Origin of the sequence: Sphingomonas sp. SUN039 (genome assembly GCF_024758725.1) — a bacterium.
Taxonomy (GTDB): domain Bacteria; phylum Pseudomonadota; class Alphaproteobacteria; order Sphingomonadales; family Sphingomonadaceae; genus Sphingomonas_O.
The window spans coordinates 2,290,453-2,313,371 of record NZ_CP096972.1 but is presented as its reverse complement, the minus strand read 5'-3'; the positions used below and the strand labels follow the sequence as shown (position 1 = coordinate 2,313,371).

The following is a 22,919-nucleotide window of genomic DNA, read 5'->3' as shown; positions in this document are numbered from 1 at the left end:
TCATGCCCTCACCCCGCCGCGCTTCGCGCGAGTCGACCCTCTCCCCTGTAGGGAGAGGGTATCCATTTGCCGCAATGCAGCATAAAGGCGACGCCATGAAAATGCCCGGCCGCATCGAATTCGTCGCTCTTGTCGCCACGATCAACATGATCGCGGCGTTTGCGATCGATTCGATGCTGCCGGCGCTTCCTGCCATCGGTGCCAGCCTGGGTGTTGCCGAGGAAACGCGCTGGGGGCTGGTGGTGACCGCCTTCACTTTCGGATTCGGCGTCGCGCAGCTGTTCGTCGGTCCCTTTACCGACCGCTACGGGCGGCGCGGGCTGATGTTGGGCGCGCTGGTCGGTTATGCACTGACGGCCCTGCTCGCGGCTTCGGCGTCGACCTTTACCCTGTTGCTGGCAGCGCGGATGGCACAGGGGCTCGCGACTGCCGTGGCGCGGGTTCTCGCTACCTCGATCGTCCGCGACCGGTTCGAGGGGCGCGATATGGCGCAGGTGATGAGCCTGTCCTCGGCGATCTTCATGGCCGCGCCGATCATCGCGCCGTTCATGGGCCAAGCGGTGCTTGAGGTCGCGCCATGGCGCTATATCTTCATTGTGCTGGCGTTCGTGGGCGTTGCGATTTTCCTGTGGGTGGCGCTGCGCCTGCCCGACACGCTCTCGCCCGAACATCGCCGCCCGATTTCGTTTGCGTCGATCAGGGAAGCCGCGGGCATCGTGCTGCGCGACCGCCAATCGGTCGCCTATAGCGTGTCCAATGCTTGCCTCACCGCGACTGTGATGGGGTTCCTGACCTCGGTGACACTCGTCTTTACCGAAACTTTCCACCGCCCAAAGCTGTTGTCCGTCGGCTTCGGAATCATGGCGGGGTGCATGATGGCGGCCTCGCTGACCAATGCTGCCATCGTCAAGCGGTTCGGGATGCGGCGCATCGGCCATGCCGCAATTCTGGCGATGACGGCGATTGCGGCGTTCCATGCCGGACTGGTGGCGTGGCGCGGCGATGGGCTGGTCACCTTCGTCGTGCTGCAATCGGCGATGATGGTGTGTTTCGCGCTCGCGGCGGGCAATTTCGGCGCCATGGCGATGGAGAATATGGGCGATGTCGCCGGGACGGCGAGTTCGATCCAGGGGTCGTTCGGGGCAGTGCTCGGGGCCATCGGCGGCACCGTGATCGGCGCGAGTTTCGACGGGACGACGATGCCGCTCTATCTGGGCGTGACCTTCATGGGGCTGGTCTCGATCGCCGTCATCTGGCTGGCCGAAGGCGGATTGTTCGTCGCCCGCCATGATGTAAGACCCGCGTGATGGCGTACTGGCTGGTGAAATCCGAACCGCATAAATATGCGTGGACCGACATGGTCCGCGACGGCCGCACGATCTGGGACGGGGTGCGGAACCACACTGCCGCGATCAATCTGCGCGCGATGAAACTGGGCGACCGCGCGTTCTTCTACCATTCGAACGAGGGCAAGGAGATCGTCGGCATCGTCGAGATCGTCCGCGAGCACTACCTCGACCCGAAGGACGCCGCGGGACGGTTCCCTGCCGTCGATGTCGCACCGGTCGCGGCGCTCGAAAACCCGGTGACGCTCGCCGCGATCAAGGCCGACCCCGCACTTGCCGAGATGGAGCTGGTACGCCAGTCGCGCTTGTCGGTTGCGCCTGTGCGCGACGCGGAATGGGCGCGCGTGCTGGAGATGTCGCGCTAGCGCGGGCTATCGGCGGGTTCCGTCCGCGACGATTTTCAGGGGCGCATGTCCGGCTCTGCCCGCCGCACCAGCGACGCCATATCGACGCGGCCGACCTCGTCCATCGTTCCCTGCTTCGCGCGTCCCTCGACCAGCTCATAACCGAGCAGCGCGAACACGCGGGGCCCGCGAAAGATCGGGCGGGCATTGCCGTACCAGTCGACGCACGAGGCGCGGCAGCCGTCGTCGCGCTGCTCGCTGCGCGATGCCGCCAGTTCGCCATTGGGGCCGAGTTCGCGGCCCGACCGGCGCAGGAACACCACCGCCGCCGATTGCTGGAACCCGCGCGCCAGCCTGAACTGGCGGGCGACGGGCAGGCCGAGCAGACCCGACCGCCCCGCCGGATCGCGCGCATCGGGCTGGAAGAAAAACGCCTGGCTACGCGATTCGCTCTCTTCCGCGTCGGGCAGGCGGTATTCGGCGGCGAGGCGCGGCGTGCCAGTCAGATCGATGGCCGAAAAGCCGAGATAGCCCGTCCCCTGTCCGACGACGACGGCATCGGGGCCGATCGCGTCGAGCCGGTCGACCCGGTGCGGCAGCGCAACCGCCGTCACCGTCCGCGTCGCCAGCGACACGACGCGCACCGCATTGGTCGCGCCGCGTGCGCCATAGCCGCCCGACATACCGTAGAGCAGGTGGTCGCCGACAAAGCGGTTCTGGATGCCCCAGCTTTGCCCTTCGCCGGGCAGCCGCTGATAGCGGCTCTGCGGCACTTCGGCGGCCCCGCTGCCGAACAGCCCCATCGGCACGCTGACCAGCGCCAGCCGCCCGTTGGTCCATTCCGGTCCCCACATGCGGTCGCCGCCGCCGCTGCCGACGACGACCTGCAGCGCGCTACGTTTCGTGTCGGCAAAGAACGAGAACTGGTCGACCGGCTGGCCGCGCGCGGCCACGGCTTGCGGGCGCGAGGTGTCGAACGGCAGGCGATAAAGCAGCGCTGACGGACCGCCGCGCGGCGCGTCCTCGTCGTACTCCGACTGTCCGCCGTTCAGGCCGGTCCAGACATAGACGGCGTTCTGCGACACATAAAAGGTGCGCGAGTCCGATCCGAGCACACTGGTTGCGTCGCAATCGAGCACGGCGGCGGTGAGGTCGCAGCTGGTGACGCTGTGCACCGTCGTTACCGCCCATGGCCCCGCGCGGCGGACGCGCTCGGGCACATAGACCATGTTGGCGTTCCACAGCGGCTTCGACGGATCGGCGCGCCCGTTGCTGCGCCAGCGGGTCAGCGACGGGAACGAGCTTTCCCAGCGATCGATGTCGAGCGGAATCGGGGCGTAGAGCACCAGCCGGTTGCCGATCAGACGGCTGGCATAGTTGCGCGACGAATAATAATCGGCGGATTTGAAGCTGTACGCGTCGAGGAAGCTCAATTGTCCGGCGGGGCCGAGCCGGAAGCGGTTTACCTGCGTGCCGTTTCGCGCATAGCTATAGCCGATCACCGCGACAGTATCGTCCGCGACCAGCATCTCGTCGTACCAGTCGCCGCGCCCGTCGAGCCCCGGCGCCATCGCGTCGATGGCGGCAACCGGGCGCATCCCGCCGTTTGCGGTCGAGACCGTGAACAGCCGCCCGCGCCGCAACACGACCAGGATGTCCCCGCGCGCCTTGACGATGCCGCCCTCATCGACGCCCTGCACTTGCGTGTTTGTGATATTGTCGCTGGCGGCCTTGCTGCCGGTTACGACCATTGCTTCGGCGGCGGGCGGCGCGGCCATGGCGACCGCCGGAGGTGCGGGGGGAGGTGGCGGCGGGGGTGGCGATGCCATGTCATAGCTCGACTGACTGCGGTTTCGCATCGTTGCTGCCCGCGCGTTCCGCAGGTCGCGCATGTAGGTGGCCAGCTCGGCTTTGTTGCGGAACGCTGACAGGCCGGGGCCCGAACCGCCGCCCAGCCCCATGACCGTCGCGCCGCGGCTGGCGGCTGCCGTCGACGTGCTGCCGGGGACAAGCACGAGCGCTACTGCGACCGCGACGACCCATAACCCCGTCATGACCGCTCCGAAGCGATGTGCAGCGTCCGGCATGGCTCTCTCCTCTCCGCTTGGCGAAGTCGACGAATGATACATTATAACTTGACCGATGCAAGCACGCCGAAAACCGCTGTCCTACACCCCGCCTGCTGTGCTTAGCTGGCGGGATGACCAGACCCATCGCCCCAGCCCGCACCGCACTCCGCCCCATTGCCGCGCATCTTGTCGCAGGCGCGATATGGGTGAGCTTAGTGACTTTAGGGACGCCGATCGCAGCCCAGAGCGCTCCGCCGCCACTCGACGCCGCGACCCAGGCGCGCATCGACCGGGTGCTCAAGGCTACCCCGCTGATCGACGGTCACAACGACCTGCCCTGGGAATTACGCGAGAAATACGCCTCGAAAGTCGAGACCACCGATGTGTCGGCGAACAGCGACAAGCTGCGCGAGCCGCTCCAGACCGACATCGCGCGGCTGCGTGCGGGCCGGGTCGGCGGCCAGTTCTGGTCGGTCTATGTCCCCGCCGAACTCACCGGCGGCGCGGCGGTGCAGGCGACGCTCGAACAGATCGACATCGTCAAGCGGCTGGCCGCGCGCTACCCGCGGGATCTCGAACTCGCCACTACTGCTGCCGATGTGGTCCGCATCCACAAGGCGGGGCGAATCGCGTCGCTGATGGGGATGGAGGGCGGCCACCAGATCGGCAATTCGCTGGGCGTGCTGCGCCAGATGTACGGGCTCGGTGTCCGCTACATGACGCTCACCCATTTCCTCAACAACGACTGGGCCGATTCGGCGACCGACGACCCGAAGCGCAACGGGCTGACCCCCTTCGGCAAAAGCGTTGTCGGCGAGATGAACCGGCTGGGGATGATCCTCGATCTGAGCCATGTCAGCCCCAAGACGATGATGGACGCACTGGCCGCGACCAAGGCTCCCGTGATGTTCTCGCACTCCGGCGCCCGCGCGCTCAACGACCATCCGCGTAACGTGCCCGATGACGTGCTGAAACTGCTCCCTGCGAACGGCGGCGTCGTCATGGTCAATTTCTATCCCGGCCATTTGTCGCAGGCAGTGACCGCCTGGAACGCCGTGCGTGCGGCGGAGGAAGCGCGGAACAAGGTCTATTTCAACGGCCAGCCCGAACGGCGCAAGGCGGCGATGCAGGCGTGGGACAAGGCCAATCCGAAGCCTGCAACGTCCATGGGTCTTGTTGCCGACCATATCGACCATATCGCCAAAATTGCGGGCCATGACCATGTCGGCATCGGCGGTGACCTCGACGGCATCGGTGGCGATTTCGTGGTCGGGCTGGGCGGCGTCGACGGTTATCCGCACCTGTTTGCCGAACTCATCCGCCGCGGCTGGAGCGACGCCGACCTCGCCAAGCTCGCGGGCGGCAATATCCTGCGCGTGATGCGCGGGGCCGAAGCGACAGCGGCGGCGATGAAGGGGGTGCCGCCGGGAACGGATGTGCTCAGCGCCGCGAAGTGACCGCAATCCCCGGATAGTCGCTGAACACCCCGTCGACGCCCAGCGCATAGAACTGGCGGAGTTCGGCGGCGAGGTCGCCATGCCCCTCCGGCTCGCGTCCGGCGCGCAGTTCGAGCGGCAGGAAGAAGTTCTCGGCGCGGAAGGTCCAGACATGGACTTTCAAACCAGCCTTGTGCGCGTCGGCAACGAGAGTGAGCGGCTTCACCGAGTGCCCCGCCCCGTCGCGCGGTACGACCAGCGTCTTGGTCACGCCAATGGCATCGGCATAGCGCGCTACCTCGGCAAGGCCCGTCGGCGTCACCATCGTCGCGCTCGGCAGATCGGGCCGGTCGGCGGGATGGCCGCTGCCGTCGATCAACTGGACGAGGCGCAGCTTCGTCGCTTTTCGCAGCCGCTGGAGATTGCCGACCTCGAACGACTGGATGAATACGGGATCGGTCCTCTTGCTGAACCCCGCCTTTTTCAACGCGGCAAGCAGCGGCGCTTCCATGTTCATGCCAAGGCCGTCGAAATATGTCCCGTGCTTGATCTCGGGATAGACGCCCACCCGCCGCTTCGTCGCTTTCACCAACGCGAGGATTTCGTCGAATGTCGGCACCTCGAACTGCCCGTCGTACGCCCGGTTCTGCGGGCGCAAATCGGGCAGACGCTCGCGGGCGCGGAGTGTCTTCAGCTCGGCCAGCGTAAAGTCCTCGGTAAACCAACCGGTAAAGCTCTGCCCGTCGATGACCTTGGTTGCCTTGCGCGCGGCAAATTCGGGGTGCGCCGCGACATCGGTCGTCCCCGAAATCTCGTTCTCGTGCCGCGCGACGAGCACATGGTCCCTGGTCATGACAAGGTCGGGTTCGATGAAATCCGCGCCTTGCTCGATGGCGAGCGTGTACGAGGCCAGCGTGTGCTCGGGCCGTTCGCCGCTCGCGCCGCGGTGGGCGATCACCAACGGGTGCGCGGTGGAAAGGGCGGCAGCGGCAATCATCGCAATCCAGTCGAGCACGGTCGTCTCCCCTTGTCACGCCCTGATGCGCGCGCCATGTCGCCGCTATGACAGTCACGCCCCCTATGCGCGCCGCCATCATTCCGGTCACCCCGCTTCAGCAGAATTGCACCCTGTTCTGGTGCACGGCAACCATGCGCGGCGCGTTCGTCGACCCCGGCGGCGATTTGCCCAGGTTGAAAGCTGCCGCCGCGCAGGCGGGGGTGACCATCGAGAAGATCCTGATCACCCACGGCCATATCGATCATTGCGGGGAGGCGGGGACGCTGGCGAAGGAACTCGGCGTCAGGATCGAGGGACCGCATGAGGCCGACCGCTTCTGGATTTCGCGCCTCGAGGACGACGGGCGCAGCTACGGCGTGAATGGCAAAGTCTTCGAACCCGACCGCTGGCTCGACAATGGCGACACGGTGACGGTCGGCAATCTGACGCTCGACGTCTATCATTGCCCCGGCCACACCCCCGGCCATGTCGTGTTCCACCACGCGCCCTCTGGCGTGGCAATGGTTGGTGACGTCCTGTTCCAGGGTTCCATAGGCCGCACCGATTTTCCGATGGGCAATCATCAGGATTTGCTCGACGCCATTGTCACCCGGCTTTGGCCGCTCGGCGGGCATACCAATTTCGTGCCCGGGCACGGGGCCATGTCGACCTTTGCCCATGAACGTGCGACCAACCCCTATGTCGCCGACCGGGTCTTGGCCGCCGCCTGAGGGGAGCTGCCATGAAACACACGCTCGACAAATTCTTCACCCGCATCTCGACCTGGATCGCCGATGCGGCGGGGCAGCCCGCGACGTTCATCCTCGCAATGGCGACGGTCATCGTCTGGGCGGTGACCGGGCCGATGTTCGCGTTCAGCGAGACGTGGCAGCTGGTCATCAATACCGGCACGACCATCGTCACCTTTCTGATGGTGTTCCTGATCCAGAATTCGGCGAACCGCGACACCGCATCGATGCAGGCCAAGCTCGACGAACTGCTGCGCGCGGTCGAGGGGGCGCGCGAGAAATTCATCGGGATCGAGCATCTGACGTCTCACGAGGTCGAGGCAGTGCGCGCCGCGCTCGAAAAGGAAACCAACGGCGAAAAGGGTGAGGCCGTCGACGAAAGCCTGAAAAAACTCGCGGCAAAACTCTAACGCCGCATCGACCCGATGGTCAGGTGACTACCGAATGCGCATGATAGGCCGGAGCGTCCCATGCCCCGCTGTCGACGATGTCGCGAATGGCCTCGACCGCGTGCCAGACATCCGCGAACCCGGTGTAGAGCGGCGCAAATCCCAGCCGCAGTGCGTCGGGCGCTCGAAAATCTCCGATCACGCCGCGCGCGATCAGCGCCTGACAGATCGGCCAGGCGTTCAGGTGGGCAAAGGAAACATGGCTGCCGCGCGCGTCGCCATTGCGCGGTGAAATCAGGGCAAAGCCCTGTCCGGCGCAGCGCGCGTCCATCAGGGCAATACAATAATCGCCGAGCGCGCGCCCCTTGGCGAACAAGGCGGTGGTATCGACGCCGTCGAAGGTGTCGAGCCCCGCATCGAGTGCCGCCATCGCCAGGACCGAAGGGGTGCCCGACAGGAACCGATCGATACCGGGAGCCGGGCGATAGCCATCCTCGAACGCGAACGGCGCGGCATGCCCCATCCAGCCCGAAAGTGGCGAGTGAAGTTCGTTTTGCAAGCGCCGCGCGACATAGAGGAAGGCCGGGGCACCCGGACCGCCGTTGAGGTATTTATAGCCGCACCCGACCGCGAGATCGGCGTTGCACCCGTTCAGATCGACCGGCACCGCGCCGGTGCTGTGGCTCAGATCCCAAATGACAAGCGCGCCGACAGCATGGGCGGCGGCGGTGATCGCCGCCATGTCGTGAACGGAGCCGGTTTTGTAGTGGACATGGGTAAGCAGCAGTACCGCAACATGGTCGTCGAGCGACGACAGGATTTCAGCCCCCGCAGCGGTTTTGAGCTGCGCGCCGCGCATCGCCGCTGCGCCCTGCGCGATGTACAGGTCGGTCGGGAAGTTTCCCGCTTCCGACAGGATGACTTGCCGGTGCGGCCGCGCAGCGAGTGCGGCGGCGATCAGCTTGAACAGGTTGGTCGACGTGGTGTCGGTAACAATGACTTCGTCGGGTGCGGCCCCGATCAGCGGCGCGATCCGGGCACCAAGGCGCTGCGGCAGGCCGATCCAGTCGTGGCGGTTCCAACTGGTGACCAGTCCCTCGCCCCATTGCCCGGCGATCACGTCGGCCATGGCGGCCGACGTTGCGAGGGGCAGGGCACCGAGCGAATTGCCGTCGAGGTAGATCACGCCGTCCGGCAGGGTGAAGCGGTCGCGCGCAAAAGCGAACGGGTCGGCGGCATCGCGCGCCTGTGCTGCGGCGAGCGAGAGATCGCTCATGGCAGGTCGCGCAAGATGGCGCGCACGGGAGCAGCGTCAAGGCCCGCCAGCTTGAGCGGCAGCGCGATCAGCTCGTAATCGCCCGCCGCGATATCGTCGAGCACCAGCCCTTCGAGGATTGCCATCCCTGCCGCGCGAACCGCGAGATGCGCGTCCATCGTTTTCGACTCCTGCGGGTCGAGCGACGGGCTGTCGATGCCGATCAGGACGACACCGTGCGCCGCAAGCAGATCGATTGTCGCCGCTGCCACCGTCACGAAAGATGCGTCCCAGTGCCCATGGGGGAAGCGGCTATAGGTTCGCAGCAGCATGCGTTCGCACGGCGTCGCCAGCGCGGGGGCAACCATGTCGGGCGTTACCACCGAACCCTGCCCGCGCACATCGACCAGACGGGCGGGGCCGACATAAGGGGCCAGATCGACGGCTGCGATGCTGTCTCCATCCGGATCGTAGTGCAGCGGCGCATCGGCATGGGTGCCCGCATGCGTCGAACTTTCGAAGCGCGACACATTGACCGGGCAGCCGGGACCATAGCTCCACGTCTGCGCCGATCCGAACGGCGTATCCCCGGGCCACATCGGGGTTTCGGGGCCAAGCGGTTGCGTGATATCGCGCAGCATGGCCGCTTAGTGGGCGCTCGGCAGCGCGGCTGCAACTAGATCAACAGGGCAAGCGCCATTGCGGCAAGCACAAGGCCGGTCGCGACCGTGACTTCGGTCCAGAGCCGTCGCTGCGTCATCAATTGGCCGTGTAGCGATAGGTTGAAACCTCGCACACGTTGATCCGGGTGCGCGTCAGCTTTTGTCCGTCGTCGAAATCGGCGCGGAAGTCATAGATACACGACCCCGTGCCATCGTCGACATTGATGCGAACCGACTGGCCGGGTTTCAGGATGCGGTCCCCCAGAATGTCTTCTTCCCAGCTCGTCCGCCCGCTGTTCGATGCGTAGAAGCGCACCATCGTGTCGTTGGTCGCGTTGACGATGGTGACATGACGATCCGCTGCGGCTGCCGGTCCGGCAAATGAAGCGAGCAGCACGGCAGTCAGGGCTGTACGAAATTTCGGCATGGCAATGTGTTCCCCCAAGTGAACCCGTCGATGCCGGTCTCGCGCAGGGTGCCGTCAGGCGGCAGCCCCATTTGGGGTAGGTCGCCTAAATTTTCAGCGCGCGGCGTCCGCGTGCGAACCAGCCGTTGCGGTCGATCCAGGATGCATAGGTGCGGTAGTCCTCGTCCGAGCGCAGATGCTTTTCCTCGGTCATCGCGCGCCAGAAATAGACGCCGCTGACCGCCGCCATGATGATCGTGTTGCGCGCGGCATCCGCAAGGCTGTCGGTGCTGACCAGAAAGGGGAGTGTCGAGAGCCACCAGAAGGTGTTCTTCGACACATAGGCGGGGTGCCGCATCCAGCTGTACGGCCCGTGGGTCAGGATGCCGCGATGCGTGAGATTGGAAAAGCGAATGCCGAACGCCATGGTTGCCCAGGCGTAGACCCCAGTCAGCACGACGAGAGCGAAGGCCCAGATCCAAAGCATTGCAGGGTATGCAGCAAGCCAATGCGCCCAGCCTTGGTCACCGAACGTCCCGACATGATAGTCTAGCGGGCCGCCGCCACCCATAAGAACGAAGGGCGGATAACAGATCAGCGCGGACACCCAGCCGCTGGCATAGGGCGTAGCGGAGCGAATATGAGCGTCGAGCGGCTTCATCGTCAGGATATAGCCGACGGTGGCAAGCGTCATGTCGATCAGGAACATGACCGAGATCAGGAAATTGGCGAGACCCACGGGGTCGTTGAGCGCGGGAAAGGGGCGCTCCACTGTGTCGAAGAAATTGCCCGGAAAGCCCGACAGCATGAACGCGGTGAAGAACGCCTTCACCGCCCAGCTGCGGAAATGGTCGCCGATCGCGCTGCGGTCGGCAGTGCGGTCGCCCATCAGCCAGCTGCCGAATGCCCAGCACCCGTCGCGCGGGTTTTTCAGCCGCGTATCGAGCCACAGGATATAAGGAACCGAGGCCACGAACAGGAACGGCGCGGCGACGATGAACGTCTTCATCGCAAAGGTATAGTTGCCGACCCAGTAGAAGCGCGCGCTGGCATAAACGACTGCGATAATCGCCCAAGTCGCCCAAAGGCCCGCCAATTTGGCGAGGCTGGTTTCGAGCGTTTCCGACAGCGGCTTGCGCGGTGCGCTCCAGTCGATGCCTGTTGTCGGGTTCCGGTGAACGCGGTCCACGAACAGCGACCACAGCACCATCGGGATGCCCGCCGCAAACGCCGCCGTCACCGCCGAAAACGGTCCGTACATGTGAAAATAGCGCGCGATACCCATCCACAGCGCGAGGCCGACAAGCCCCGCGATACCGACGCCGGACGAAACGGCGGAGCGCGGGCGGGGGTCGGCGGCCATTACCGACGTCCCTAGCGCGTTCGGCGCGCGCACGAAACCGCGCCCCGCGTCCATGCTATTTGCCCTGGGCGCGCCAGCGCTTGATGACGCGGGTCAGGATTTCCTCTTCGCCGCCGGATTCCTTCCAGAGTTCGGAGAACAGCGGATCGGACGACGCCGGGCGCTTATGGTCTTCGAGCGGGTCGAAACTGACGCGCACGGGAATGGCGACGCCTTCGCCGCAGATAATGCATTCGCGGTTTCGCAGCGCCGGGATGGTATCGAGGAAGCCGCGCGCGCCCTCGGGCATGGCGGCCTTCACGAAGGCTTGATCGCGTTCGTTGTTGAGGCGCATCGCGATGATCGTGCCGCACTGCGACAGCACGCCTTCGGCAAGGTCGGACGGGCGCTGGGTGATTAGGCCGAGCGAGACGCCGTATTTACGGCCTTCCTTGGCGATGCGGCCGAGAATCTTGCCGACGGCACTCTTCTGCGAGTTCGCTTCGTTCGGCACGTAACGGTGCGCTTCCTCGCAGACGAGCAGAATCGGGCGCTGCGGCTCGTTGCGGCTCCAGATGGCATAGTCGAACACCATGCGCGCGAGCACCGCGACCACCACCGATGTGATGTCCGACGGCACACCCGACACATCGATGATCGAAATCGGCTTGCCGTCGCCGGGCAGGCGGAAAATGCGCCCGAGGAACCCGGCCATGTTGTCGGCGACGAGCATGCCGGAAAACATGAAGCTGTAGCGCGGATCGGACTTGATCTCGTCGATCTTGGTCTTGAGCCGCATATACGGCGCATTGTCGCCCGCCTTGTCGAGCTTGCCCATTTCGGCGGTGATGAAGTTGGTCAGGTCGCTGAGCAGATAGGGGATCGGCGAGTCGACGGTGAGTTTCGAGATGCCTTCCGCCGCGCGGCTTTTCGATTTGGCGGCGAGCAGGCACTTGGCGAGGACGTCTGAATCGGTCTGCCGTTCGGACCCCTGCGTGGTCACAAAGACCTCGCAATGCTCTTCGAAATTCATCAGCCAGTACGGCATCGCCAGATTCGTTACGTCGAACAGCGCGCCGTTGGTCTTGAACGCCGCCGAATATTCGCCGTGCGGATCGATCATCACGATATGGCCTTGCGGCGCCAGTTCGCAGATGCGGTGAAGGATGAGTGCGGCGCTGGTCGATTTGCCGGTGCCGGTCGACCCCAGCAGCGCGAAATGCTTGCCGAGCATCGCATCGACGTAAACCGCACCGCGAATGTCCTTGGTCGGGTAGACGGTGCCGACTTCGATGAAAGCGCGGTCGTCGGCGGCGTACATCTGGCGCATGTCCTGCCCGCTGACGGGGAAGACCTGCCCGCCGGGAGTCGGGTAACGGGTGATGCCGCGGCGGAAGTTGTAGATCTTTCCGGTCAGCCGTTCCTCGTCGCCTTCGCCGAGAAAGTCGATGAACCCGATCACGCTGCCCGCTTGCTGGGGATCGACGCGGAGCGAGCGGACGTTGGCGACGAGCCATGTCGAACCGAGCCGGATCTTGATCTGGCTGCCGACCTGGCCTGCGGTGGCGAGGCTGGGATCTTCGGCACCGCTCTGGCGGGCGAGCGCGGCACCGTCGAAACGGACTTGCGAGGACGATCCGGAAATCTCGATGACTTCGCCGATGGGGCCGTTGAAGGCACCGACGGTGCGCGGCCCTTCGTTGCTGGTCGTTGTCGATTCGAACGCGCCGGTACGCTGCATGTCCACTAGTTTGATCCCACCTGTAAAACGCACCGTCGGTCGTAGCGCGGGAGTGGTTAACAAACCGGTTACGGATGGGCCAAGTGGTTCAGATGCGCCGGAACAATGCGCCCGCGCCCCAGCCGAAACCGACCGACAGCAGCACCGCGAGCAAGCCATAGGAAATCGGCCAGTCTTGCGCGAAGCTTGCGACGATCCGTTCGAAGCCCTGTTTGCGGACCGTAATGGTGCGTGTGGCCGCCGCGATGACCTTGCCGTCGCGGATCAGGAACGTCTCCGCTGTATAGCGTCCGTCGGGAACGCGTGGCGGAATGGTGAGGCGCGCGCGATAGAGCACACCCTTGGAGATTTCGATGGCGCCGGGTTGGGTTACGAACAATCCGCCCCTGGCACGCAGATCGACGAAACCGGTCTCGAAGCGGTGTGCGACTTGCGGGTCCGCCCCGCCCGCAGGGGACAGATGGATGCTGCCGAGACCGAGTTCGTAGATCGCCGCCGTGCGCTCGTCGACGAGCTTGTCGAGCGGGCGCGATGCGGCAATCGCATAAAAGGCCGGTGCCGAGCGAAACCGCGACGATCCTGCGTTGGCCCAGATGACGCCCGCCAGCTTCTGCTTCTCGCGCACGAGGATCGATTGCGGCGGCCCTTTCAGCACCACCGCCACATCGGTGCGTCCGTCAGGCACCTTGCCGCCGGGATAGAGGATCGCGCCGAACAACAGCAGTTCGGCCCCGGTGAAGCTGTAATGGATGTCGACTTCGCGTTGCGACACGTCAGGGACGAGCACCGGCGCATCTTCGGTTGCGGCGGTGAGCAGGACCAGAGCCAACAGGGCAACAGCGACCCGCTTCACAGCAGCTGCACCGTATAGATTTCCTCGGGCTGCCAGGTCAGGCCGATGGCCATGCGGAAAGCGACGGCAAGCACGATCGCGGCGAGCAGCAGCCGCAGGTAATCGGGTTTGAACCGCGCCGCGAGCCGCGCCCCGACCTGCGCCCCGATGACGCTGCCGAGTAGCAGGAAAAAGGCGAGGACGACGTCGACAGCCTTGGTCGTGACCGCATGGACCATCGTTGTCGCGGCAGTGACGAACAAGATCTGGAACAGCGAGGTGCCGACGACAACGCGGGTTGCCATGCCGAGGATGTAGAGCATTGCCGGCACCATGATGAACCCGCCGCCGACGCCGAGCAGCACGGTCATGATGCCGGTCACAAAGCCCAGGATCAGTGGTGCGAGCGGCGAGATATAAAGGCCCGAGGCGTAGAAGCGCCAACGGAAGGGCAGGGCGGCAACCGCCGGGTGATGCCGCCGCTTCTTCGCGGGCAAGGGCGTGCCAGATATCGTCGCGGCAACGCTCTGCACCGCCTCACGCGCCATCGGGATACCGACGCCCAGCAGCAGCACGACATAGAGGATGTTGATAACCGTATCGATCTGGCCGAACTGCTGGAGCACGCGGAAAATACCCGAGCCCGCGATCGCGCCGACGATGCCGCCAACGACCAGTACTGCGCCCATCGGGATATCGACCCCCCCCCGCCGGTAGTGCGCCAGCGCGCCCGATACGCTCGCCCCCGTCACCTGCGTCGTGGCGGAAGCGGCAGCGACCGTTGGCGGAATGCCATAGAAGATCAGCAGCGGCGTGGTCAGGAATCCGCCACCGACCCCGAACATACCCGACAGCAAGCCGACGCCCCCGCCCAGCAGGACGATGACCAGCGCGTTGACCGACAGGTTCGCGACGGGAAGGTAGATATCCATCGGCGCGACCAGCCCTAGCCGCTCGGTTCGCCGCCCGAAAGGGTCGCCCCGGCAAAAACCCTTCGATCAGAAATCGGCGCCCAACGTTACGGCCGGTCCCGATCCCGGCGCAGCACTGCCCGCCACTCGCTGCCGCCATTCGGCGGACAGACGCACCGCCCGCCCACCGAGCGATGCGCGCGCCACGATTTGCGGGCCGATATCGAGCCGGGAAACGCCCGGCTGGACGCTCCCCCATGCGCCTGCGCCGACCGCGAGACGGTCGGCGCTGGTACCGATGATTGTCCGCTCAACCCGCAGCGCGCCATCGGCAAAGCCGTCGCGGCCGACGATCCCGGCCTGGGCATAGCCGTCGAGCCGGATTGCGAGTGGCAAGCGAATGTCCGAAACGCCCGCTACTGCTGTCACCGACCAGTCGTTGCGCCCGCCGCCATCGAGCGCAAAGCGGCGCTCGGCGAGCAGGGTGAACGCGCCACGATGCAGCGCAAGTCCGGCGGACGCCTCGCTCTGTCGCGTGGCAAGCGCTGCCGAAACACGCCCTGTGAGCGAGAGTGCAGGCCTCACTTGGCGATAAATCCGGACCCCCGCTTGCGATCCGCCGAGCTGGCTGCTTCCCAATGTCAGTGCCGTCGAAACGCCTTCGCGTGCCGTTAGCCAAAACGATCCGGACCATTGCGATTGCGGATGGACAGACAATTGCCGATCGAAGGTAGGCAAGGCCGCGACCGGCGGCGAACGGGCCGTCGTTGTTGCCAGCGTCATCGGCAGTGGAGCACTTGTTGCTGGAGGCGTGAAATCGCTCTCGACCTGGGACGAGACGAAATCTTTCGATGTTGAGACGACGGGCCTTGGTTGCGCTCGCCGGACTGCCCATATCGTTGCGGCAATCGGTACCGGTCTTGGGGATGCCGGAATTGCAGCCGACGCTTTCTCAGGAACGCCTTTCGGCGAGGAGGCAATGGCCGCAATCGGCAGGGCGACCGCCGTTGCTGGACTCGCGCCTGCCGCGACCGGATTCCTGCTCAGCAGAAATGCGGCGCGTGCGCCGACCCAAAGTGCGAGGACCGCAACCACCGCGCGGATCGGGCGCGCGGGACCCGCCCTGTTCACCGCGCCGTGCCGGGATCGGCGGGGAAGGCGTGGCGAGTCTTGTCCCAGCGGACGACGCCGTCGCGTCGCGCCTTTAGATAGACCTCGACCGCGCGTCGGGCGGCCATCATGTCGATGACGTTGGCAAAGAAGGAGCGCGGGATGGATCGCAGCCCCTCGCGCCACCCGTAGAGCTGCGTGACCAGCACCCCCCGCAGCGTCAGTCGCCACAGCAGCAGGACGCCGCACAGGAGCAGAAGGATATCGAAGAGCCAAGAGCTGCGGAGGCTGCTTTCGATGCCGAGCGCCGCACCGAGCAGCGTTGCGATCGCATAGGTTGCCAGCGCGCCATAGGCTGCGAGCATCACGATAGCAGCAAACAACGCGCGCCGGTCGTTGAGGCGCATCCAGCTTTCGGCAAAGCCGCCCTGCCAGCCGAGACGATCCCAGCCCGACAGGGCGATCCCCGCAATCCAGCGCGATTTCTGGACGACGGCATCGGCGAGCTCTGCCGGAAAATGCGCGCGCACACAGACGAGCGGACCGCCCGGTGACTCGGGCAGTCGAACAAAGGCGCCACGTCCGCCCAGCTGGCGGATGCGAAGTCCGAGTTCATAGTCTTCGGTCAGGCTGGCCGCGTCGAACGGGCCGTCACGCCCCTGGGCGATCCTGTCGAGCATAGTCCGCGAGAAGGCACATCCCACGCCTGCCGAGGGCAGCCCCGCCCCGATCCACTCGCGCGCGACAATGGTCTTGCCATGATGGACGGCGAACTCGTCGATGTAATGGCCGGAGATCCAGCGCGACGCAGGATCGACCAGCGGTACGACGGGAAGCTGGACGAGGTCGAACCGGTCTGTGAGGCAGTCGAATACCCGGGCTTCCGATGCGTGAACAACGTCTTCTGCATCGTGGAGAACAACCGCCTTGGTGCGGACCCCGTCGACGAGGTCGTCCGCCTGCATCTGCTGCCAGAGGATATTCAGGCAGTCGGCCTTGGTCGTGGGGCCGGGGCGGGGGCCGATAACCGGTCGCACGCGGGGCGACGCGACAGCGGCGACGGCAGCAATGGTGGCCGGATCGTTCGGATAGACCCCGACGTAGATGACACAGTCGGCCGGTGCGAGCGCGTCTATTGCATGGCGGAGCATGGCGCCGATGACGGTGCTTTCGTCCCATGCGGGGATGAATACGGCCAGTCGCTCCGGTTTGACCGAGGGTTCCAGTGAAATCGCCGTGGCACGGGTGAAACGCTTGAATATGAATCCGCGTCGCCATGTAGCCCGCGCGGCCCAGATCAGGTCGACTGCCGTGTCGCTAGTGCCGCCCAGCACAAATGCGAACGCCGCGAACAGCATGAGTTCGTGCGAGATCGACAGCAGGACTTGAATGAAGACGGCCATCGTCCCCCGAAATGGCTTAACGACTCAATTATTGAACAATGAACTATTGGCCGAATTCGTCAAGTAACGAGCCGGGTCGAAATTTACGACGGCCACTGGACTCGTCCCGATGCTTGTCGGACCATGGCTGCCAAGGGAGATCGTCGATGCGGATTCGGTGGCGGTGGCTGGCGCTCGGACTATGTGCGGTTCCCTTGATCGCCATCGGCAGCGCCGCGCCGCAAGTCGTTCTGGCAACGCCGGGTTCGGCGGGTGCAAATGGCGGGGCCATCGAACGCTTCACGATGCGCTTTTCGGAGGCGATGGTACCGCTCGGCGATCCACGCGCGACGCCGCCGGCCAAGATCACCTGTCCGATTGGCGCGAACGGGCGCTGGGTCGATACGCAGACCTTTGTCTATGATTTCGAAAAGGCGCTTCCCGGCGGGCTGACCTGCAAAGTCGACCTGAACGACAATCTCGCCTCGGCGCGGGGCGCGCAGGTCGAGGGGGCGAAGAATTTCACGATTGATACCGGCGGTCCGTCAGCACGCGGCGTGCTGAGCGGCAATGACTCGGACATCGAGGAGGAACAGGTTTTCCTTGTCGCGACCAATGTCGCGCCGACGGCGGCATCGGTGGGGGCCAACGCCTATTGCGCGGTCGATGGTATCGGCGAAAAGATCGCCGTCGATGTGCTGAAGCCCGAGGTCGCCGCGACAATCATCGACGGGTTGGGTGAAGACAGCTGGCAGCTCCGCAACTTCCTCGATCAAGCGGGCCAGCCACAGACATTGCCGACCAACGCCGCCGACAAGGCCAAGGCGCTCTCGACGATCGTGCCCGTCAAATGCCGTCGCCCGCTGCCCGCCGGACGCGATGTCGCGCTGGTGTGGGATGCGGGCGTCGCAAGCGCCGACGGGCGTACGGCGGGTAGGCTCCAGCGGTTCGACTTCACCGTGCGCAAAGCGTTCGAGGCACGCTGGGAATGCAGCCGTGTCAACCCGCAAGCGGGCTGCAACCCGGTTAGCGACGCGCACGTGCGGTTCGCTGCACCGATCCCGATGGCGCTGGCAAAAGCGATCAAGCTGACCTTTGCCGACGGCACGGTGCGGACGCCCAAGATCGCCGACGAAGACCGCAGCGATCCCGAGATCGCCGACCTCGATTTCAAGGGACCGTTCCCCGAGGCGCAGGCAGCAACGCTGACGTTGCCTGCAAATATCAAGGACGCGAGCGGGCGTACGCTCGCCAATGGCGAGCGCTTTCCTTTGCAGGTCAAGTTCGACCCGGCACCGCCGCTGGTGAAGTTCGCGGCGCCCTTCGGGATCATCGAATCAAAGGCGGGCAGCTCCCTGCCGGTGACCGTTCGCGCTGTGGAACCGCAGCTCGCCATGAACATGCGCCCCATCCAGGGCAACATGATGCGCGTCGATGGCAGTGACTCGCAGGACGGGGTCGTCGCCGACTGGCTGCGACGGCTCGGCAAGGCGAACGAGAACGACTTTCGTGAGGAAGGCCCCGAGGACAAGGACGGCAATCGCAAGACGGTCAATTACACCGGGGCAACGCCGCTGCTGACTGGCGGCGGAAAGCCGCTGCAACTCGATCTGCCCGGTAAGGGAAAGGACTTCGAGGTCGTCGGCGTGGGCTTCGCGCGCCCAGGATTCTACGTCGTCGAATTGGCGTCACCCATTCTCGGCAAGGCCCTGCTCGGCCGCGATGCCGTACGTTACGTGACTGCGGGTGCGCTCGTCACCAACATGGCCGTGCATTTCAAATGGGGGCGCGAAGGCTCGCTGGCCTGGGTGACCGCGCTCGACAGCGGCAAGGCGGTCGCAGGAGCGGATGTCCGCATAACCGACAGTTGTTCAGGCAAGCTGCTTGCGCGCGGCAAGAGCGACGCTGAAGGGCGACTGCTCGTGACGTCCGGCCTGCCGCAACCCGAAACCTATGGCAGTTGCGACGAGAGTTCGGAGGCGCACCCGCTGATGGTTTCGGCGCGGCTGGCCGATGATTTCAGCTTCACGCTGACCGACTGGGGGCAGGGCATCCGTCCCTATGATTTCGACTTGCCCTATGGCTATTCGGAGCGTGACGACATCCTGCACACCGTGTTCGACCGGACCCTGATGAAGCAGGGTGAGACGGTCAACATGAAGCACATCCTGCGCAAACCCGTGGGCGCGGGGTTCGCTTTGGCGCAGGGGATCGAGGGCACGCTGCGGCTGTCGCACCGGGGCAGCGAAACCCAGTTCGACATGCCGGTGAAGATCGGCGCGGACGGGGTCGGCGAGTCGAGTTGGACAGCGCCTGCGGAGGCGCCGCTCGGCGACTACGATCTCAACATCATAGTCGGCGACAAGACGATCTACACCGGCCAGTCGGTGCGCGTTGACGAGTATAAGCTGCCGACGATGCGCGCGACGGTAACGGGGCCGAAGGAAGCGCTGGTGCGACCCAAGCTGGTCCCGCTCGACCTGTTCGTCGGCTATTTGTCGGGCGGCGGCGCGTCGAACCTGCCGGTTGCGCTCCGCACCGCCTTCTCGACGAGCTATGTCGACCCGCAAGGCTGGGACGGCTGGACCTTTGGCGGCGAAGCGCTGAAGGAGGGAACGACCCCGCTCGACGGCGACGGCAATGCGCCCGATACGCCCTTGCCGCTGTCGCAGACTTTGCCGGTCACGCTGAAGGACGACGGCACCGCGCAGACCCAGATCGAAATCGCGCAGGCCGTCGAGGCGACCACCGCGATGACGGTCGAGATGGATTATCTCGACGCCAATGGCGAAACACTGACCGCATCGCGCACGCTGCTGCTCAATCCGGCGGCGGTGAAGCTGGGCATGAAGACCGACGGCTGGCTGATGCGCGACAGCGACCTGCGGTTGCAGTTCGTCGCGCTCGATGCCGAGAATAAGGTTAAGAAGGGCCAGCGGGTCTCGGTCGACCTCTACACCCGCGAGACGATTACCGCGCGACGGCGGCTGATCGGCGGGTTCTATGCCTATGACAACCAGTCGAAGGTGACGAAGATCGGCGCGAGCTGTTCGGCGACGACCGACGACAAGGGGCTGGCCAACTGCAAGCTCGACCCCGGCGTCTCGGGCGAAGTCGTGGCGGTGGCGACCACCACCGATGCCGACGGCAATGTTGCCCGCGCGGTCCGCACGGTGTGGCTCGCGGGCGAGGACGACTGGTGGTTCGGCGGCGACAATGGCGACCGCATGGACCTGATCGCGGAGAACAAGGCGTATAAATCGGGCGAGACCGCCAAGTTCCAGGTGCGGATGCCGTTTCGCAACGCGACCGCGCTGGTGACCGTCGAGCGCGAGGGCGTACTGTCGAGTTTCGTGACCCAGCTATCGGGCAAGGATCCGGTGGTGTCGGTGCCGATGCCCGCCAGCTACGCCCCCGATGTCTATGTGTCGGTGATGGCCGTTCGCGGGCGCATCGGCGGCTGGACTCTCTGGTGGGCCGACCTCGCCAAACGCTGGAACCTGCCCTTCCTCAGCCGCGAGGGGGCCGAGCCGACTGCGCTCGTCGATCTTGCCAAGCCGAGCTACCGGCTCGGCATCGCCAAGGTGCAGGTCGGCTGGGAAGGGCACAGCCTCGGCGTCAAGGTCGTTGCCGACAAGCCGAAATATGCGATCCGCGAGACCGCGCAGGTCGATGTCGCAGTGACGCAGCCCGACGGCAAACCTGCGCGGTCGGCCGAAATCGCGTTCGCCGCCGTCGACGAGGCGCTGTTGCAGCTACAATCGAACGAGAGCTGGAAATTGCTCGACGCGATGATGGGTGAACGCACGCTCGACGTGCTGACCTCGACCGGCCAAACTCAGGTCGTCGGCAAGCGTCACTATGGCAAGAAGGCAGTCGAGGCGGGCGGCGGCGGCGGCGATGCAACGGCGGTCACGCGTGACGATTTCAAGCCCGTCCTCATGTGGAAAGGCCGCGTCACGCTCGATGCCAACGGCCATGCGCGCATTCCGGTGCAGCTGTCTGACGCGCTGTCGTCGTTCAAGATGGTCGCGATTGCGACCTCCGGCCCCGACCTGTTCGGCACTGGCATGGCGAGCGTGCGGACGAGCCAGGACTTGCAGCTGTTCTCCGCATTGCCGCCGCTGGTCCGCAGCGGCGACTTCTTCGGTGCGAGCTTCACGCTCCGCAATTCGAGCGACAAGCCGATGCGCGTGACCGCCACGGTGAAGGTCAACCCCGGCATTGCCGATGGCAAGCCGCTGACCGTCGATCTCGCCCCCGGCAGCGCACAGGCGGTGACCTGGAACCTGACCGCGCCTGAGGGGCTAGCGAAACTCGACTGGGTCGTCGAGGCGAAGTCCGAGGACGGCAAGGCCATCGACCGCGTCGCCGCGTCGCAGGACATCGTCCCCGCCGTGCCGTTCGAGGTGTGGGCGGCGACGCTGGCGCGGGTCGGCAGCGGCGGGAATATCCCCATCGCTCCACCTGCAGGCGCGCTGACGGGCAGCTATGTAGATGTGAAACTCAGCGACAGCCTCGCGCCGCCGCTTGCCGGAGTGCGGGCGTATATGGCGGCCTATCCGTATAATTGTTTCGAACAGCAATTGAGCCGCGCGGTGGTCCTCGGCGATGCGGGTGCCTGGGGCGCGCTCGCGGGGGCGCTGCCGACCTATCAGGACAGCAACGGCCTGATCCGCTATTTCCCAGGCGAATGGCCGGGGTCGGAGGCGCTGACGGCCTATGCGCTGTCGATGACCGCAGAAGCGGGTTTCGCGATGCCCGAAGCAGGCAAGGCGAAAGCGGTCGAGGCGCTCAAGGCGGTAATCGAGGGGCGGCTGAAGGCGGACAGCTATGGGCCGGTCGATAACCGCTTGCTCAAGGTTGCGGCACTGGCCGCGCTCGCGCGCAACGGTGCGTCGAGTCCGGCGTTGCTCGGGGCCATCGATATCGCGCCGGCCGATATGCCGACGGGTGCCCTGTCCGACTGGCTGGTCGCGATCGACCGGACGCCGGGACTGAAGAATGCGGCGGCGCTGCGCGGTGTGGCGGAGGGGACGCTGCGTCGGCGGCTGGTCTATGAAGGCACGCGGATCGACCTGACGGACGCTTCAACTGCGCCGTGGTGGATGATGGTCAGCGATGACGAGATGGTGCTCAAAGCGCTTGGTGCGATCCTCGGACGTCCCGGCTGGGATAATGAGGGACCGAAAATGATGGTCGGGGTGGCGCTGCGCCAACAGCGCGGCAGCTGGGACACGACGCCCGCCAACGCCTGGGGCACGGTCGTCGCGCGGCGGTTCGCGACGCTCTATCCGGCGAGCGCGGTCACGGGAACGACGACGGTCGCTTTGGGCGGTGTCAGCCGGACGCAGGGCTGGCCGATGGCGGCGAATGCATCGCCGTTGCGACTGCCCGCCGTCGCGGGACCGCTGACGCTCGCCCAGTCGGGCGGCGCGGGACCATGGGCGACGGTGTCGGTCAGCGCCGCCGTGCCGCTGATGCAGCCGCTCTACGCCGGTTACCGGATCGAGAAATCGACCGAGATGGTCAGCCAGAAGGTCAAGGGTCGTCTGACGCGCGGAGATGTGATGAAGGTCACGATCAACGTCGATGCGACCGCCGACCGGACCTGGGTCGTGATCAGCGACCCGGTGCCGCCGGGGGCCAGCATTGTCGGCGGGCTGGGCGGACAATCATCGATCCTCGGCAGTCTGGCGGGCGGATCGGGCACGACGCCGAGCTATGTAGAGCGCGGCCGCGATGCGTGGCGCGGCTATTTCGGCTGGATGCCGCGCGGGCGGGCGACGGTGAGTTACGTCGTGCGCCTGAACGGCGTCGGGCGCTTCTCGCTGCCGCCGACGCGCGTCGAGGCGATGTATTCGCCTGAGGTCCGCGCGGCGCTGCCGAACAAGGGAGTGGAGGTGGGGCTTTGACAGGTGCCAGAAATAACCTATTTGGACATTTTA

17 protein-coding genes are annotated in these 22,919 nt (G+C 65.5%); 6 read left to right on the top strand and 11 right to left on the bottom strand.

Features of this window, described 5'->3' with window-relative positions:
- Positions 1-101 precede the first annotated feature (101 nt).
- Entirely contained in the window at positions 102-1,307 is a 1,206-nt protein-coding gene (locus M0209_RS11290; protein ID WP_258888370.1) for a multidrug effflux MFS transporter, read from the top strand.
- Positions 1,307-1,711, top strand: coding sequence for an EVE domain-containing protein (locus M0209_RS11285; protein WP_258888369.1), 405 nt, complete (start codon positions 1,307-1,309; stop codon positions 1,709-1,711). The genes M0209_RS11290 and M0209_RS11285 overlap by 1 nt, the downstream gene beginning before the upstream one ends.
- Before the next feature lie 35 nt (positions 1,712-1,746).
- On the opposite strand, the gene M0209_RS11280 is transcribed toward M0209_RS11285, so the two are convergent.
- Positions 1,747-3,777 (bottom strand): beta-propeller domain-containing protein, encoded by a 2,031-nt coding sequence (locus M0209_RS11280; RefSeq protein ID WP_258888368.1) that lies wholly within the window; start codon positions 3,775-3,777, stop codon positions 1,747-1,749.
- A 113-nt stretch (positions 3,778-3,890) separates the two neighbouring features.
- Between M0209_RS11280 and M0209_RS11275 the strand changes: the two genes are divergently transcribed.
- Positions 3,891-5,216 carry a dipeptidase gene (locus tag M0209_RS11275; RefSeq protein WP_258888367.1) on the top strand — a complete coding sequence of 442 codons (1,326 nt, stop codon included), beginning with the start codon at positions 3,891-3,893 and terminating at the stop codon, positions 5,214-5,216.
- Here M0209_RS11275 and M0209_RS11270 read toward each other — a convergent pair.
- On the bottom strand, positions 5,200-6,192 hold the full coding sequence (locus M0209_RS11270) for a glycerophosphodiester phosphodiesterase (protein WP_258889625.1): 993 nt from the start codon (positions 6,190-6,192) through the stop codon (positions 5,200-5,202). The two genes, M0209_RS11275 and M0209_RS11270, sit on opposite strands and share 17 nt — an antisense overlap.
- 65 nt (positions 6,193-6,257) lie before the next feature.
- On the opposite strand from M0209_RS11270, the gene M0209_RS11265 reads away from it, so the two are divergent.
- Complete coding sequence (locus M0209_RS11265) at positions 6,258-6,923, top strand: MBL fold metallo-hydrolase (RefSeq protein WP_258888366.1); 666 nt, start codon at positions 6,258-6,260, stop codon at positions 6,921-6,923.
- An 11-nt stretch (positions 6,924-6,934) separates the two neighbouring features.
- A complete protein-coding gene (locus M0209_RS11260) occupies positions 6,935-7,351 on the top strand; it encodes a low affinity iron permease family protein (protein ID WP_258888365.1) in 417 nt (138 codons plus the stop codon).
- Positions 7,352-7,370: 19 nt separating this feature from the next.
- Here the strand turns inward: M0209_RS11260 and kynU are convergent, their stop codons facing one another.
- The 9 genes from kynU to M0209_RS11215 all read right to left on the bottom strand — a co-directional run bounded on the left by kynU (position 7,371) and on the right by M0209_RS11215 (position 16,992).
- Positions 7,371-8,606 carry a kynureninase gene (gene kynU, locus M0209_RS11255; RefSeq protein WP_258888364.1) on the bottom strand — a complete coding sequence of 412 codons (1,236 nt, stop codon included), beginning with the start codon at positions 8,604-8,606 and terminating at the stop codon, positions 7,371-7,373.
- Entirely contained in the window at positions 8,603-9,226 is a 624-nt protein-coding gene (gene kynB / locus M0209_RS11250; protein WP_258888363.1) for an arylformamidase, read from the bottom strand. The genes kynU and kynB overlap by 4 nt, the downstream gene beginning before the upstream one ends.
- 118 nt (positions 9,227-9,344) lie before the next feature.
- Positions 9,345-9,644, bottom strand: coding sequence for a hypothetical protein (locus tag M0209_RS11245; RefSeq protein ID WP_258888362.1), 300 nt, complete (start codon positions 9,642-9,644; stop codon positions 9,345-9,347).
- Between the two features lie 115 nt (positions 9,645-9,759).
- On the bottom strand, positions 9,760-11,016 hold the full coding sequence (locus M0209_RS11240; protein WP_258888361.1) for an isoprenylcysteine carboxylmethyltransferase family protein: 1,257 nt from the start codon (positions 11,014-11,016) through the stop codon (positions 9,760-9,762).
- Positions 11,017-11,071: 55 nt separating this feature from the next.
- Positions 11,072-12,736 (bottom strand): ATP-binding protein, encoded by a 1,665-nt coding sequence (locus M0209_RS11235; RefSeq protein WP_258889624.1) that lies wholly within the window; start codon positions 12,734-12,736, stop codon positions 11,072-11,074.
- An 88-nt stretch (positions 12,737-12,824) separates the two neighbouring features.
- The gene (locus M0209_RS11230) at positions 12,825-13,589 is read right to left on the bottom strand and encodes a TIGR02186 family protein (protein ID WP_258888360.1); all 765 of its coding nucleotides are present in this window, start codon (positions 13,587-13,589) and stop codon (positions 12,825-12,827) included.
- Positions 13,586-14,500, bottom strand: a complete 915-nt coding sequence (locus tag M0209_RS11225; RefSeq protein WP_258888359.1) for a sulfite exporter TauE/SafE family protein — start codon at positions 14,498-14,500, stop codon at positions 13,586-13,588. Before M0209_RS11225 ends, M0209_RS11230 begins: the two co-directional genes overlap by 4 nt.
- A gap of 66 nt (positions 14,501-14,566) precedes the next feature.
- Positions 14,567-15,262 (bottom strand): hypothetical protein, encoded by a 696-nt coding sequence (locus tag M0209_RS11220; protein WP_258888358.1) that lies wholly within the window; start codon positions 15,260-15,262, stop codon positions 14,567-14,569.
- A 344-nt stretch (positions 15,263-15,606) separates the two neighbouring features.
- Positions 15,607-16,992: a glycosyl transferase family protein gene (locus tag M0209_RS11215; protein ID WP_258888357.1), complete on the bottom strand. Its 1,386-nt coding sequence runs from the start codon at positions 16,990-16,992 to the stop codon at positions 15,607-15,609.
- 146 nt (positions 16,993-17,138) lie between these two features.
- Here M0209_RS11215 and M0209_RS11210 point away from each other — a divergent pair, with 146 nt between their 5' ends.
- Entirely contained in the window at positions 17,139-22,886 is a 5,748-nt protein-coding gene (locus tag M0209_RS11210) for an alpha-2-macroglobulin (RefSeq protein ID WP_258888356.1), read from the top strand.
- The last annotated feature ends 33 nt before the right edge of the window (positions 22,887-22,919 follow it).